Raw genomic sequence first — 14,162 nt, forward strand, 5'->3', positions numbered from 1 at the left:
GACTCGCCAGGTGGGGGCCGGCCGGGGTCACTGCCCCCGGCCGGTCTCCTCCTGCAGTTCGTCGATCCGCTGCGAGGCCTCGGCCTTGGTGAGGTCGTCGGGGACGTCCTCACCGGCCTGACGGGCCAGCGTGTGCAGGTAGCTCTGCTGGGCTCCGGTGGCCGGCTCGTCGCCGGTCACCCAGTCCGACGGGTCCTTCTCCGCGGTCGGGTCGCCGGCCGCGCCGCCGTTGGTCGTGTCATCGCTCATGTGTTCGACGGTAGGCCCATCCGGCCCGGTCCGCAGCGCGGGGCTCAGACGCCGACGAGCGTGCGGTCGGCGTCCGCGGTGCGCTCCTGCGCGGCGGCGGTCCACCGCCGGCCGGTCCGGTAGACGTGGACCGCGCCGCACGGGCACTCGACGTGCAGCGCGATGTGGGTGGGGTGGTTCACCACCGAGCGGATGCGCCGCTCGGCGACGAGCTCGTCGGTGCCGGTCACGGGGCAGGTGATGAGGAACATGCCGAGAGCCTGGGCCGACCGCCCGCCCCGCACGAGTGGCAGGACTGACGCCGATCGCGTGGTTCCTGCCATACTCGGTGCATGACCGGGAGCGACCGTCCCCTCGTCGTCAGCACCGTCGTGGCCGACGGGCTGGTGGGGTCCTTCGGGCTCGGCGTCGCCGCGGAGGTCTTCGGCTACGACCGGCGGGCCATCGGCATGCCGCTGTTCGACTTCGGGCTCGTCACCGAGCAGCCCGGCGTGGTGCGCACCGACACCGGGATCCCGATGACCGTCGAGCACGGCCTGGACCGCCTCCCGGCGTCGGACATCGTCACGATCACCGCCTGGGAGCTGTTCAGCCGCGTACCGTCGCCGCAGCTGCTCGACGCGTTCCGGGCGGCGCACGCCAACGGCGCGCTGATCGTCAGCCAGTGCACCGGCGCCTTCGTGCTCGCCGCCGCCGGCCTGCTCGACGGGCAGCGGGCCACCACGCACTGGAAGTACGCCGGTGAGCTGGCCGCCCGCTACCCGGCGGTGCGGGTCGACCCGATGGTGCTCTACGTCGACAACGGCCGGATCATCACCGGTGCGGGCACCGCCGCCGGCGTGGACACGCTGCTGCACGTCGTCCGCCGGGAGTGGGGTGCGGCCGCGGCCAACGCCCTCGCCCGCGAGATGGTCGTCCCGCCGCACCGGGACGGCGGGCAGGCGCAGTTCATCGACGCGCCTGTCGCCGCCTGCGAGGACGACCTGCTCGGGGCCGTGCTGGACTGGGCGCAGGGCCACCTGGCGGAGGAGATCACCGTCGAGCTGCTGGCCCGCCGGGCCCTGATGAGCCCGCGCAGCTTCGCCCGCCGGTTCAAGGCGACCACCGGGACCACCCCGCACGCCTGGCTGCTCGGCCAGCGCCTGGCCGCGGCGGAGGAGCTGCTGGAGAACAGCGACGCCCCGGTCGAGGAGATCGCCCGGCTGGTCGGCTTCGGCACCGCGGCCGGTCTGCGCGACCAGTTCACCCGGCGCCGGGGGGTGTCCCCGCGGGCCTACCGGCAGACCTTCCGCGCCGCGGTCGCCGTCGGGGACGACGACCGCGCCGCCTGAGGGAGGACCCTCCGCGGGCTCGGGCGGGACCCGCCACCGGATGACTGCTGCGCGAGGTGCCGACCTCCCCGCGGGAACGTCGGCGAACCGGGGCTCGACCGCATTCCCGCGGGAGCGTCTCGGGAGGCGCCCGGCGCGCCGACCCCCCCGATCGCTGATCGCCGACGACCACCGACCCCTGGGGTCGATCGTCTAGCCGCCGGGGATCGGCCGGGCGACGCCCACCAGCGAGTCCAGCCGGCCGGCGTTGGCCGCGGCCAGCGGGCTGCGCACCACACCGGTGAGGGCCAGGCCGGCCCGGGCCAGCAGCAGCGCGTGGGTGCGCGGGGTGAAGTGCCAGATGTGCTCGGTCGGCTTGAGGGTCCACCAGCGGGTGCCCAGCAGCCGCGCCGGCAGCGAGGACCAGTACGGCGTGGAGAACAGCACGACGCCGTCGTCGGCGACCAGCGAGCGGACCGTGCGCCAGAACGACAGCGGGTCGGGCACGTGCTCGACGGTGTCCCAGGCGCAGACCACGGCGAACCCCGGCTCGAGCGGGGCGTCCTCGAGCTGGCCGCAGAAGACGTCGAGGCCCAGGGCGCCGGAGGCGTGCGCGGCCCCGGTGCGGGAGAGCTCGACACCCGAGGTCGTCCAGCCGGCGGTGCGCGCCGCGTCGAGGAACAGCCCGTACCCGGCGCCGACCTCGAGCAGCCGCCCGCCGGGGAGCAGGCCGTGCTCGCGCTCGATGAGGCGCAGCCGCCCCGCGGTCCAGGTCCGCTGCAGCAGCATGGCCGGGGACAGCCGCCCGTCGCCGGCCGGTGCCGCCGCGTCCGTGGAGACCCGCGAGCCGTACACCCCGCCCTCGAAGTAGCCGGCGTCGTCGTAGAGCCGCTGCAGCGCCTCCGGGCGCAGCCGGGGACTGACGAACACCAGCCGGCAGCGCGGGCAGCGCACCACCCCGAAGGGCGCCACGTCGTGCACGAGCGTCCCGGGGACGCCGCACAGGCAGCAGACGACGTCCTCGGTGTCCGCGGTGCTCCAGCGGGCGGGTGCGCTCACCCGGTCAGCCTACGGAGCCGCCCGGTGCCGCCCCCGGAGCCCGGGCCGCCGCGCCCACCGGCGGGTCGTCGCCGGCGTGCCGGGGCCGCGCGTCGGTGTCGTCGCCGGCCGGGGCCTCGTGGTCCCCGCCCGCCTCGCCGCGCCCTTCCCCGTCGGCCGCGGCCGGGTAGCGCAGCGCCACCAGCGAGGTCACCCGCCGCCGGACGGCGGGGGAGACCAGCGAGCCGGGGGCGGCGGTGTCGAGCAGCTCCCCGGGGACGACGACGTAGCGGTCCGGCGCCGCGTCCGCCTGGGCGAGGAAGGCCCGGCGCACCGCACCGGGGTCCGCGCCGTCCGGCGCGGCGGTCACGGGGGCGTCCACCACCACCGTGAGGTCGGGGAGCAGCCCCCGCGTGGCCCACAGCGAGGTGCGGAAGATGCGGTCGGCGTCCAGCCCCTGGCCCGCGCCCTGGAAGGCGATCGAGGTGTCCACGTAGTGGGTGTTCACCACGACGCGGTCGCGCTCGAGCGCGGGGCGGATCACGGTCGCGACGTGCTCGGCCCGGTCGGCGGCCGCGAGCAGCGCCGCCGTGTGCGCCCCCACGGGGCGGCCGTCGCTGCCGGCCCCCGGGGCGGCGGCCGGCGGGAAGCCGGTCCCCGAGGTCGGTGCCGGCGGGAACAGCAGCCCCCGCACCTGACGCCCGAGGTCGGTGTCGCTGGGCTCGGAGGTCACGGTGACCGGGCACCCGCTCTCCCGCAGCACCTCGGCGAGGTCCTCGGTGTAGCGGCGGGTCAGCTCCCGGTCGGCGCCCTCCACGACGACGAACAGGCCCACGCCGCTGGAGGAGGCCGACAGCAGGTCCGAGCGGCCCCACAGCAGCCGCAGCAGCTCGCGGAAGCGCGGCCGGGAGCGGTGCGCCACCTGCCGGGTGGCGTAGGCGCTGACGACCAGCGCGAGGACGCCGCCGACCAGCAGGGTCAGCCCGGGGCCGGTGACGGTGAGCTCCAGGTCCCCGAGCCGGAAGGCGTGGTCGCCGAGCAGGCCGGCCAGCCCGGGCCCGACCGCGACGGCCAGCAGCAGCACGATCCGCACCGAGGAGATGACGAAGGCGAAGACCCGCCCGCGCAGCCGGTCCTCGACCTCGAACCCGATGAGGGTGTAGCCGATGATCCAGCTCACCCCGGCGAACAGGCCGACGAGGAAGGCCGCCGCCGTGGCGAGGACGAAGTCGCGCAGCAGCGACATGGAGAGCAGCGCCAGCCCGGCCAGCCCGATCGCGTGGCTGAAGACGCTGCGCCGCGGCACCGTGGGCAGCACGCGCGGGCCGACCAGCATGCCGATCGCCAGACCGGTGAAGACCGTGCCGAAGACGACGCCGTAGCCCGCCGTGCCAGCCTGCAGCGTGGCCACGTAGAGCTGGGCGACGCCGATGGTCAGGCCCCCGGCGCCGAAGGCCCCGATGACGCCGACGTAGAGAGCCCGCATGAGCGGCTGGCCGCGGAGGAAGGCGACCCCCTCGACCACGAGGGAGAAGACGTTGCGCTGCTCCCCGGCGCGCTCCCCCGGGGACGGCGGGAAGAGCCCCCGGGAGAACAGCACCGTGGCCGCGCTCACCCCGAAGCTGGCCGCGTTGACGACCAGCGCCACCACGATGGCGGTCCGCGCCTCCCCGCCCTCGGTGCCGCCGGGGAAGACCCGGGCCAGCGTGGAGAGCAGGGCGAACAGCAGCGAGGCGACCGGCACGGCGCCGTAGACGCTGAACAGCGACACCTGGTTGGCCACCGCCAGCCGGTCCCGCGGGACGATGGAGACCCACAGCGCCTGCTTGGCGGGGTTGGTGAACAGCCCGACGGCCTCGACGAGGAACTGGGCGATGTAGAGCCAGGTGAGCTCGTAGGTCACCGCGATCGAGAGGTAGAGCGACAGCGCCAGCAGCTCGCCGACGACGACCGTCGTCCGCCGGTCCAGCCGGTCGGCCAGGGCCCCCGCGACCGGGCCGAGCACCAGGTCGGGCAGGAGGCGGGTGAGGATCACCCCGGAGATCGCCGCGCCCTGGACCGCCAGCGACTCGTCGCGGGTCAGCTGCTGGGCCATGGCCGTGGTGGCCAGCAGCCCCAGCCAGTCCCCGAGGCTCGAGACGGTGATCGCCGCCCACAGCCGGCGGAACACCGGGATCCGCACGAGCGCGAGGAAGGCGTTGTCACCCCGCCCCGGCCCGTGCCGGTCACCGGACGAGGGCGCGCCCGTCGCCGCGTGTCCCTCGATCACTGGTCCCCGCCGTCCGCTCGTGGATCCGTCCCCGGAAGGGTAGTGGCGGCGACCTCCGTGGTCAGCGCACCGGCACCCCGGACGGGGGACCGTCTCCCGGGCGGCGGCGGTGCAGGGTCACCGGGACCGGCGCGGGGCTGGCGGGGTGCGGCGCGACCAGCCCGGCGTCCAGCCGGGCCTCGGTGAGCCGGCGCAGCTCGGCGTAGGCGGCGGCCCCGACCAGTGCGGTGAGCTCGGCGGCGTAGGTGGCCACCAGGGGCTCCGGGGAGACGTGCGCGGCCGGGGACCCGGTGCACCACCAGTGCAGGTCGTGCCCGCCGGGACCCCACCCGCGCCGGTCGAACTCCCCGATGCTCGTCACGAGCACCCGCGAGCCGTCGGGCCGGTCCACGTGCTCCTGCTCGCGCCGGACCGGCAGCTGCCAGCACACGTCCGGCTTGGTCAGCATCGGGTGCAGGCCCTCGCGCAGCGCCATGCGGTGCAGCGCGCAGCCGGTCCCGCCGGGGAACCCGGGCCGGTTGAGGAAGACGCAGGCCCCGTCGACCAGCCGGGTGCGCAGCGAGCGGACCGGGTCGCGGCCGGCTCCGGCACCGTCGTCGTCCTCGGCGCCGTCCTCCTCGGTCCACCCGGCGCGGCCCTCGGCGGCCAGCTGCCAGTCCCCGGGCGTGAGGTCGGCGACGGCGGCGGTCACCCGGGCGAGGTCGTCGGCGTCGGTGAAGAAGGCCCCGTGGCTGCAGCAGCCGTCGTCCGGACGTCCGGGCACCACGCCGGCGCAGCCGCGGCCGAACACGCACGTCCACGCCGACGACAGCCAGGTCAGGTCCGCCCGGACGACGTGGTCGGGGTCGGCGGGGTCGGGGAACTCCACCCACTCCCGGGCGAAGTCGAGGGGGACCTCGGGGGGCACGTCCGGCACCGGTCGAGCCTAGAGAAGGGACCCCCTCCCCCTCACGCCGCGCTCCGCTCGGCGCGAGCCTCCGCAGGGGGCCGTGCAGACTGACCCGCATGCGGCTCGGGGTGCTGGACGTCGGCTCGAACACCGTCCACCTGCTGGTCGTCGACGCCCACCGCGGCGCGCACCCGACGCCGATGCACGACGAGCGGTCGGTGCTGCGGCTCGCCGAGCACGTCGGCCGGGACGACCTGCTCTCCAGGGAGGGCGAGAAGGCGCTCGTCAAGGCGGTGCGGCGGGCGTGCGACCAGGCCGCGGCGCAGGGCTGCGAGCAGCTGCTGGCGCTGGTGACCTCCGCCATCCGGGAGGCGCGCAACGGCCTGGAGGTCCTGGAGCGGGTCCGCGACAAGACCGGCGTGGAGCTGCAGGTCACCAGCGGCGAGGAGGAGGCGAGGCTCACCTTCCTCGCGGTGCGCCGCTGGTACGGCTGGAGCGCCGGCCGGCTGCTGGTCCTCGACATCGGCGGCGGCTCGCTGGAACTGGCCAGCGGCCTCGACGAGGACCCCGACGTGGCGCTGTCGCTGCCGCTGGGCGCCGGCCGGATGACCCGGCGCTACCTGCCCGGCGCGCACCAGGGCCGGCGGCCGTCGCTCGGTGCGCTGGCCGAGCTCGACGAGCACGCCGCGGACCTGCTCAAGCCCGCGGCGAAGAAGCTCCTGGGCGTCGGGCCGCCGGACCTCGTGGCGGCCACCAGCAAGACCTTCCGCACCCTGGCCCGGCTGACCGGCGCCGCGCCGTACTCCGCCGGCCTGCGGGTCGAGCGCCAGCTCACCCAGGACGGGTTGGACCAGCTGCTGGGCTTCGTCGCCCGCATCGAGTCCGCGGCGCTGGCCGAGCTGCAGGGGGTCTCGCCCGACCGCGCGCACCAGGTCCCGGCCGGCGCCGTCGTGGCGCGGGCCGCGATGCGCGCCCTCCACGTACCGTCCGTGCGGATCTGCCCGTGGGCGCTGCGGGAGGGCGTCATCCTCCGGCGACTGGACCAGCTGGGGGAGGAACGATGAGCGAGCCGCGACGGGACCCCGAGACGGGGGGCCGGTCCCTGGCCGACATCCTGCGCGAGGCCGGGGTCGAGTCGCCGCGCGGCGGGCGGCGACGGCCCCGGTCCGGGGACACCGGCGAGACGCCGATCCGGCAGCGGGGCAGTGGTGGGGACACCGGCCGGGTCGCGGAGCGGCCGGCGTTCGGCCGGCGGGCCGGCGACCGGGCCGAGGCGACCGGGGACACGGGGGCGACGGGCAGAGCGGCCAGGGAGAGGGCGGCGGGGGACACGGCGACGCCGGTTCCCGGGCGCGGCCGCGGCCGCCACGAGCCCTCGACCGCGGCCATCCCCGGGCTGCGGCCCTCCCGCAAGCCCGGGGTCCCCGCCACCGCCGCCGCCGCGGGGAGCCGCGCGTCGGGGGGGACCCCGTCGACCGGCCCGATCCCCGTCGTCCGCGCCCAGGACGACCCGCCGCTGCTCGAGGACGAGGCGCTCGGCCCGCGGGAGGGCGCGCTGGCCTGGCTGCGCTTCGCCGGGGAGCTGGTGGTCGCCCTCGGCGCGGGCGTCGGCACCTACTTCCTGTTCACCGTGCTGTGGGAGCTGCTCCCGTGGCTGGCGGTGGTGCTCGCCCCCCTGGTGGTGGCCGGGCTGGTCGGTGCGGTGGGGGCGTGGCGGCAGCGGCAGGACAAGGAGCCGGCCGACGTCCGGTTGATCGCCGTCCTCGTCTTCGCCGGCACGCTGCTCACCATCGCCCCGGCCGCGGGCCTGCTGTCCGGGACCTGATCACTCCTCCTCGTCCGGGTCGGTCGACCCGGCGGCGAAGAGCTCCACCATCGCCGCCGAGAAGGCGTCGAGGTCGTCGGGCTTGCGGCTGGTCACCAGGTTCCCGTCGACGACGACCTCCTCGTCGACCCACGTCGCCCCGGCGTTGCGCAGGTCGGTCTGCAGCGACGGCCAGGAGGTCATCCGGCGGCCCCGGACGACGTCGGCCTCGGCCAGCACCCAGGGGGCGTGGCAGATCGCCGCGACCGGCTTGGCGGCCTCGAAGAAGGCCGACACGAAGGCCACCGCGTCGGCGTCGGCCCGCACGAAGTCGCCGTTGATGACGCCCCCGGGCAGCACCAGGGCGGCGTAGTCGTCCGGGTCGGCGGAGCCGACGACCGCGTCGACCTCCTTCTTGTCGGCCGGGTCGATGTGGTCGTAGGCGGTGATCGACCCCGACGCCAGCGAGACCAGCTCCGGCTGGGCGCCGGCCTCCTCGAGCGCCTGCCAGGGCCGGTCGAGCTCGACCTGCTCCACCCCGTCGGTCGCGAGCACGGCCACCTTCATCCCGTTCAGTTCTCCTGCCATGCGGCGGCGGCTACCCCGGCCCCGTGAGCAGCACACGCGCCGCGCACTACGGTTCGCCCGTGCCCCCGTCGACCCCCTCCCCGGTCCGGCGGCTGCTCGCCGGCCGCCCGGCGAGCGGTCGGCACGCCCGCTCCGGCCCCGGCGCCGGCCCCGGGCCCGAGGACGCCGCCCGCGTGGCCGCGGAGCTCGTGGCCGCCGGCCACCGCGTGGAGCTGCGGCACCTGCCCGCGCCGGGGGAGGGCCCGGGACCCGGGACGGCACGCCTGGCCGCCCTGCTGGCGGACGGGCTGCCGGCGGGGTCCTGCCGGGTGGTGCTGCCCGCCGGCGACCCGGCGGCCGAGGGCCTCCCCGCCGGGGTCGGCGTCGTCCTGACCGGGCCCGGGGAACCGGTGGACCGGCAGGTCGCGGGCTCGCCGGGTGCGGTCGCCGCCGTGCGCGCCGCCGCCCCGGACGCCGAGGCCCGCTGCCGGACCCTCGCCGGCGGGCGCGTCCGGCTGGAGACCGGCGGTGGTGCCGCGGCCGACCGCGCCGCGGCCCGCTGCCTCGCCGTCCTCATGGCCGGGAGCGGGGAGCCGGGGGTCGCCACCACCGACCCGCGGCTGGTCGCCGTCGCGGGGGAGCGGGCGGCCTGGAACGACCGAGCACACGACACCTGGGAGTACGTCATGCCGTGGAGAGCCGCGATCGACCAGCAGCGCCGCCTGGCGGCGGCCGGCCACCGGGTGCGGGTGGCCGTGCCCTGGGGGGCCGGGGTCCGCGGCGGCCTGCGGCACCTCGGGGGCCGGTCGTGAGCGCCGGGCGCCAGGGGCTGGCGATCATCGGGGGCGGGAAGATCGGGGAGGCGCTGCTGTCCGGGCTGGTCCGGCGCGGGAGCCGCGAGGGCATCGTGGTCTGCGAGCGCAGCCCCGAGCGGGCGGCGGAGCTGACCGCGCGCTACGACGTCCCGGTGCTGGGGCTGGCCGAGGCCGCGGAGCGCTCCCGCGTCCTGCTGCTGGCGGTCAAGCCGCAGGACATCGGCACCCTGCTCGGGCTGCTGGCCGGGGCCGTGGACGCCGGGCACCTGGTGGTGTCGGTCGCCGCCGGCGTGCCGACGGCCACGATCGAGGCGGCCCTGCCCGCGGGGGTCCCCGTCGTCCGGGTCATGCCGAACACGCCGGCGCTGGTCGACGAGGGGATGAGCGTGCTCTCCGCGGGGGCGCACGCCGGGGAGGAGCACCTCGACGAGGCCGAGGCGCTGCTGGCGGCGGTGGGGCGGGTCCGGCGGGTTCCGGAGAGCCAGCAGGACGCGGTCACCGCGCTCTCGGGCAGCGGCCCGGCCTACTTCTTCTACCTGGTCGAGGCGATGATCGACGCGGGGATCCTGCTGGGCCTGCCGCGCGCCCTGGCCGCCGACCTCATCGTCCAGACCGCCCTCGGAGCGGCGGTGATGCTGCGCGACTCCGGGGAGCACCCGGTGCAGCTGCGCGAGGCGGTCACCAGCCCCGGGGGGACGACGATCGCCGCGGTGCGCGAGCTGGAGCGGCACGGCGTCCGGGCGGCGCTCATCGCGGCGATCGAGGCGGCCCACGCCCGCTCGGTCGAGCTGGGGCGGACCACGCGGGACCGGTGACCGTAACCCGGTTGCGCGCCGTCGAGTCGACAATGCGTGACGACTTGCGGACTTCCTGTGGACGACTCGCCCAGGAACATGTCGATCTAGCTACATAGGTGTAGTTCTGCCGAGGACGGACCGGTCCGCCTGTCCGTTTCTTCCATCGCTTCTGTCACGCGTGTCCCCCTACGCTCTGTATCAGCACGTGCGTGACCCGTAGTCGGTGGGGAAGCCGGCGCCCGACGCGTGCTAGGTCCGGAGATGAAGTCATGACCATGCCCCAGCGCAACGCCACTGCCGCCGCCTACGCCCGTCAGGGCATCCCGGGCCCCCGCCCGGTGGGCCGCCCGGTCGCCGCCGCCACCATGGCCCGCCCGATCGCCCCGGCCCACCCGGCCGCCATGCCCGTCGGCCGCCCGGCCGTCCCGGCGCCGCGCGCCGCGGTCACCTTCCTGACCGTCGCCGAGGTGGCGAGCATGATGCGCGTCTCCAAGATGACCGTGTACCGCCTGGTGCACGCCGGCGAGCTGTCCGCCGTCCGCGTCGGCCGCTCCTTCCGCGTGCCGGAGCGCGCCGTCCAGGACTACCTGCGCGACGCCTACACCGACATCGCGTGAGCAGGGACCCCCTCCCGGGTCCCCTCGCCAGCTCGGGGACGCCCTGGAGGGGGCCGGAGGCGACGTCGCAGCGAGCGCCGGCGAGCGAGGAGCGGACCGGTGCGCGGAGTCGCGCCGGCGGCATCGCCTGAGAACGGACCCCGTCCTCCCCTCGCAGGCTCGGGGCGGGAGCCGGGACGGGGCCGCCCTGCCCCCGCCACTCGCAGGCTCGCGGCGGGACCCTGCAGGGAGGCCATCCACCCCCTCCGGGTGGACGCACCACCGGGGCCGGTTCCCGCGGCAGCGTCGCCGCGGGCCGGCCGGGTACGCTCGGTCGCCGAGCGGCGCCCCGTGGTCCGGGTCGTCGCACACGAGCTGATCACCTCGCGCGGCGCCCGGCGTGACCTCCCGGTCACCGGTGGACGTCCGCGCTCACGACGTCGGGAGCACTGGTATGGGTTCGGTCATCAAGAAGCGCCGCAAGCGGATGGCGAAGAAGAAGCACCGCAAGCTGCTGAAGAAGACGCGCGTCCAGCGACGCAACAAGAAGTGAGCTGACGCTCGTGCCGCCCGCGGTCGTCCTCGTCACCGGCGTGAGCCGGTGGCTGGGCGGGGCGTTGGCGGCCGAGCTGGCTCGCGACCCCGCCATCGAGCGGGTCATCGGGGTGGACACGGTCCCCCCGTCGACGGAGCTGCTCCGTCGCCTCGGCCGCACGGAGTTCGTGCGTGCCGACATCCGCAACCCCCTGATCGGCAAGGTCATCGCGACCGCGTCGGTCGACACCGTGGTGCACATGAACATCAGCGCGACGCCGGCCGGCTCCGGGGGGCGTGGGCTGATGAAGGAGCTCAACGTCATCGGCACCATGCAGTTGCTGGCCGCCTGCCAGCGGTCGACGTCGGTCCGGCGTCTGGTCCTGAAGTCGACCAGCGCCGTGTACGGCGCCTCCTCGCGCGATCCCGCCGTCTTCACCGAGACGATGCAGGCCCGCCGGGTCCCCTCGGGCGGCTTCGCCAGGGACAGCCTCGACATCGAGGGCTACGTGCGCTCGTTCGCGCGCCGCCGGCCGGACGTCGGCGTCGCCGCGCTGCGCTTCACCAACTTCATCGGCCCGCGGATCGACTCGGTCCTCACCTCCTTCCTGCGGATGCCCGTGGTGCCCACGGCGCTCGGCTACGACGCCCGGGTGCAGCTGCTGCACGAGGACGACGCCCTGGCGGTCCTGACCCGGGCGACCACCGGCGACTTCACCGGCACGGTCAACGTGGGCGGGAGCGGCACGCTGCTGCTCTCCCAGGTGATCCGCCGGCTCGGTCGCCTGCAGCTCCCGCTGCCCGCGCCCGCGCTCGGCTCGGTCGGCCGGCTGACCCGCCGCCTGGGTCTCGTCGACTACTCGCCCGAGCAGATGCGCTTCCTCAACTTCGGGCGGGTCGTGGACACCACGGTGCTGCGTCGCGACTTCGGCTACACCCCGCGCTACAGCACCGCGGAGGCCCTCGACGACTACGCGCAGACCGTCCCGCCGGTGATCCCCCCGGAGGCCGTCCGGGCGGTGGCCGGCTCCGCGGCCGGGCTGGTGCACCGGGTCGGCGCGACCGCCGGGGCGGTCGGGGACCGGCTGCGGCCGGCCCCCGCGACCCCCTCCCTCCGGGCGGTGCGCGATGCCTGAGGCGCGGGTCATCCCGCTGCGCCCCGAGGACGACGAGCCGCGGCCGTCGCCCCGCCCGGCGCCGAGCTGGGAGGAGCAGGTGGCCGGCGGGCTGGCGTTCCTCAGCCGCCGGCTGACCGGGGACTACGAGACCGACGAGTTCGGCTTCGACCCCGACCTGACCGACCACGTGCTCATGCCGCTGCTGCGGCCGCTGTTCGAGCGCTGGTTCCGGGTGGAGACCCAGGGGCTGGAGAACGTCCCGGACGCCGGCGGCGGCCTGGTGGTGGCCAACCACTCGGGCACCGTGCCGGTCGACGCGATGATGACCACGGTGGCGCTGCACGACGACCACCCGGCCCGACGCCGGCTGCGGCTGCTCGGCGCCGACCTGGTGTTCGACCTGCCCGTGGTCGGCTCGGTGGCGCGCAAGCTCGGCTCGACGCTGGCCTGCAACGAGGACGCCGAGCGCCTGCTCACCGCCGGTGAGCTCGTCGGCGTCTTCCCCGAGGGGTTCAAGGGCATCGGCAAGCCCTTCCGCGAGCGGTACACGCTGCAGCGCTTCGGTCGCGGGGGTTTCGTCACAGCCGCACTGCGGACGGGGGCGCCGATCATCCCGTGCGCGATCGTCGGGGCCGAGGAGATCTACCCGCTGATCGGCAACTCCCGCACCCTGGCCCGCCTCCTCGGGCTCCCGTACTTCCCGATCACCCCGACCTTCCCGGCGCTGGGGCCCCTGGGCCTGGTGCCGCTGCCCTCCAAGTGGCTGATCGCGTTCGGGGAACCGATCGAGACGGCGTCCTACGGCCCGGCGGCGGCCGAGGACCCGATGCTGGTGTTCAACCTGACCGACCAGGTGCGCGAGACCATCCAGCAGTCGCTCTACCAGCTCCTCCTGCAGCGCCCCTCCGTCTGGGGCTGAGCCCGACGAGGGGGCACGGAGGGTCCCCGAGGCGGGCTCGGAGCCGCGGCCGTGCTCCCGGTCGGCCTCCGGGTGACACCGCGACCGGGTGCCGTCTCCCGCTGCGTCGAACCGTTCCCCGTCGCGGTCCGGGGCCTCCGGCCCCCCGCTCGCCGGGACCACTTCGTCCACGGCAGGCGCGGGCGCCCGCCCGTCCCCGGCTCCGTGCCGCGGTCGGTGTCCCTCGTCGGGGGACCCTCCGGGCCCCCGCTCCTCAGAACGGCCAGCGGTTGCGGCGGCGCAGGGCGACCGCGCCGCCGACCAGACCTCCCGACACGGCCGCCGCGGCCACCGTGGGGACGACGGTCTTCACGGCCTTGCGCCCGGTCCGGAAGTCGCGCACCTCCCACCCCCGCGACCGCGCCACCGCCCGCAGCTCGGTGTCCGGGTTCACGGCCACGGCCGCGCCGGTGAGGGTCAGCATCGGCAGGTCGTTGGAGCTGTCGCTGTAGGCGGTGCAGCGGGAGAGGTCCAGGCCCTCCCGATCGGCCAGCGCGCGCACCGCCTCGGCCTTGGCCTCCCCGTGCATGAGCTCCCCGACCAGCCGGCCGGTGTAGCGCCCGTCGACCACCTCGGCCACCGTGCCCAGGGCACCGGTGAGACCCAGCCGGTGGGCGATGATCCGGGCCAGCTCCACCGGGGTGGCGGTGACCAGCCAGACCCGCTGGCCGGCGTCCAGGTGCTTCTGGGCCAGCAGGCGGGTGCCGGTCCAGATCCGGTCGGCCATGAGCTCGTCGTAGATCTCCTCGCCGACGGCGACGATCTCCTCCACCGGGCGGCCGGCGACGAAGGCCAGCGCGTTCTCCCGGATGGTGTGCATGTCGTCGGCGCTCTCGTTGCCGGCGATGCGGAACTTGGCCTGCTGCCAGACGAACAGCGCGAGGTCCCGGGCCTTGAAGTAGTCCCGCGCCGCGAGGCCGCGGGCGAACCAGAACAGCGAGGCGCCCATCATCATCGTGTTGTCGACGTCGAAGAACGCCGCGGCGGCGAGGTCGGGGACGACGGCGGGTGCCGGCTCGACCTCCGCCGCGGCCGCCGACGCGGCACCGGCGACGACCGCGCGGGTCTCCTCGTCCGGCGGACCGCCCGCGCGGCTCCGGCGGCCGCGGAACGGCAGTCCGGGCACGAGGACCTCCCTGGTTCGCCGCCGTCCCGGCGGGCCGGGGCGGCGGTGGTGGCTGCCCTCCGGACCCTAGCGGCGGCCGCTCCGGCGCCCGA

16 protein-coding genes are annotated in these 14,162 nt (G+C 76.1%); 9 read left to right on the plus strand and 7 right to left on the minus strand.

What is annotated here, in order from left to right; all coding sequences use genetic code 11:
• Window positions 1–27: 27 nt before the first annotated feature.
• Window positions 28–249, minus strand: coding sequence for a DUF3072 domain-containing protein (locus ACI8AC_RS00295; RefSeq protein ID WP_456894114.1), 222 nt, complete (start codon window positions 247–249; stop codon window positions 28–30).
• Between the two features lie 44 nt (window positions 250–293).
• On the minus strand, window positions 294–500 hold the full coding sequence (locus ACI8AC_RS00300) for a hypothetical protein (RefSeq protein ID WP_456894116.1): 207 nt from the start codon (window positions 498–500) through the stop codon (window positions 294–296).
• 81 nt (window positions 501–581) lie between these two features.
• Here ACI8AC_RS00300 and ACI8AC_RS00305 point away from each other — a divergent pair, with 81 nt between their 5' ends.
• A complete protein-coding gene (locus ACI8AC_RS00305; RefSeq protein ID WP_456894118.1) occupies window positions 582–1,580 on the plus strand; it encodes a helix-turn-helix domain-containing protein in 999 nt (332 codons plus the stop codon).
• Between the two features lie 192 nt (window positions 1,581–1,772).
• Here the strand turns inward: ACI8AC_RS00305 and ACI8AC_RS00310 are convergent, their stop codons facing one another.
• The 3 genes from ACI8AC_RS00310 to ACI8AC_RS00320 all read right to left on the minus strand — a co-directional run bounded on the left by ACI8AC_RS00310 (window position 1,773) and on the right by ACI8AC_RS00320 (window position 5,782).
• Window positions 1,773–2,618 carry a class I SAM-dependent methyltransferase gene (locus ACI8AC_RS00310; protein WP_456894120.1) on the minus strand — a complete coding sequence of 282 codons (846 nt, stop codon included), beginning with the start codon at window positions 2,616–2,618 and terminating at the stop codon, window positions 1,773–1,775.
• 4 nt (window positions 2,619–2,622) lie between these two features.
• Window positions 2,623–4,866 (minus strand): bifunctional MFS transporter/dTMP kinase, encoded by a 2,244-nt coding sequence (locus tag ACI8AC_RS00315; protein ID WP_456894122.1) that lies wholly within the window; start codon window positions 4,864–4,866, stop codon window positions 2,623–2,625.
• 61 nt (window positions 4,867–4,927) lie between these two features.
• Window positions 4,928–5,782 (minus strand): hypothetical protein, encoded by an 855-nt coding sequence (locus ACI8AC_RS00320; protein WP_456894124.1) that lies wholly within the window; start codon window positions 5,780–5,782, stop codon window positions 4,928–4,930.
• 89 nt (window positions 5,783–5,871) lie between these two features.
• On the opposite strand from ACI8AC_RS00320, the gene ACI8AC_RS00325 reads away from it, so the two are divergent.
• Both ACI8AC_RS00325 and ACI8AC_RS00330 read left to right on the plus strand, forming a co-directional pair.
• Window positions 5,872–6,819 (plus strand): Ppx/GppA phosphatase family protein, encoded by a 948-nt coding sequence (locus ACI8AC_RS00325; protein ID WP_456894126.1) that lies wholly within the window; start codon window positions 5,872–5,874, stop codon window positions 6,817–6,819.
• Window positions 6,816–7,580: a hypothetical protein gene (locus tag ACI8AC_RS00330; protein WP_456894128.1), complete on the plus strand. Its 765-nt coding sequence runs from the start codon at window positions 6,816–6,818 to the stop codon at window positions 7,578–7,580. The genes ACI8AC_RS00325 and ACI8AC_RS00330 overlap by 4 nt, the downstream gene beginning before the upstream one ends.
• Here ACI8AC_RS00330 and ACI8AC_RS00335 read toward each other — a convergent pair whose 3' ends face one another.
• The gene (locus ACI8AC_RS00335; protein ID WP_456894130.1) at window positions 7,581–8,147 is read right to left on the minus strand and encodes a type 1 glutamine amidotransferase domain-containing protein; all 567 of its coding nucleotides are present in this window, start codon (window positions 8,145–8,147) and stop codon (window positions 7,581–7,583) included.
• Window positions 8,148–8,170: 23 nt separating this feature from the next.
• On the opposite strand from ACI8AC_RS00335, the gene ACI8AC_RS00340 reads away from it, so the two are divergent.
• From ACI8AC_RS00340 to ACI8AC_RS00365, 6 genes are all read left to right on the plus strand, one after another.
• Window positions 8,171–8,938, plus strand: a complete 768-nt coding sequence (locus ACI8AC_RS00340) for a hypothetical protein (RefSeq protein WP_456894132.1) — start codon at window positions 8,171–8,173, stop codon at window positions 8,936–8,938.
• Window positions 8,935–9,756, plus strand: coding sequence for a pyrroline-5-carboxylate reductase (gene proC, locus ACI8AC_RS00345; protein ID WP_456894134.1), 822 nt, complete (start codon window positions 8,935–8,937; stop codon window positions 9,754–9,756). The genes ACI8AC_RS00340 and proC overlap by 4 nt, the downstream gene beginning before the upstream one ends.
• A 251-nt stretch (window positions 9,757–10,007) precedes the next feature.
• Complete coding sequence (locus ACI8AC_RS00350) at window positions 10,008–10,355, plus strand: helix-turn-helix domain-containing protein (RefSeq protein ID WP_456894136.1); 348 nt, start codon at window positions 10,008–10,010, stop codon at window positions 10,353–10,355.
• Between the two features lie 433 nt (window positions 10,356–10,788).
• Complete coding sequence (locus ACI8AC_RS00355) at window positions 10,789–10,887, plus strand: 30S ribosomal protein bS22 (protein ID WP_012854759.1); 99 nt, start codon at window positions 10,789–10,791, stop codon at window positions 10,885–10,887.
• Between the two features lie 10 nt (window positions 10,888–10,897).
• Window positions 10,898–12,004, plus strand: a complete 1,107-nt coding sequence (locus tag ACI8AC_RS00360) for an NAD-dependent epimerase/dehydratase family protein (RefSeq protein WP_456894138.1) — start codon at window positions 10,898–10,900, stop codon at window positions 12,002–12,004.
• The gene (locus tag ACI8AC_RS00365; protein ID WP_456894140.1) at window positions 11,997–12,905 is read left to right on the plus strand and encodes a lysophospholipid acyltransferase family protein; all 909 of its coding nucleotides are present in this window, start codon (window positions 11,997–11,999) and stop codon (window positions 12,903–12,905) included. The genes ACI8AC_RS00360 and ACI8AC_RS00365 overlap by 8 nt, the downstream gene beginning before the upstream one ends.
• A 253-nt stretch (window positions 12,906–13,158) precedes the next feature.
• On the opposite strand, the gene ACI8AC_RS00370 is transcribed toward ACI8AC_RS00365, so the two are convergent.
• Complete coding sequence (locus ACI8AC_RS00370) at window positions 13,159–14,070, minus strand: HAD family hydrolase (RefSeq protein WP_456894142.1); 912 nt, start codon at window positions 14,068–14,070, stop codon at window positions 13,159–13,161.
• Between the last annotated feature and the right edge of the window lie 92 nt (window positions 14,071–14,162).

The sequence above is a fragment of the Geodermatophilus sp. SYSU D00758 genome (assembly GCF_054049955.1).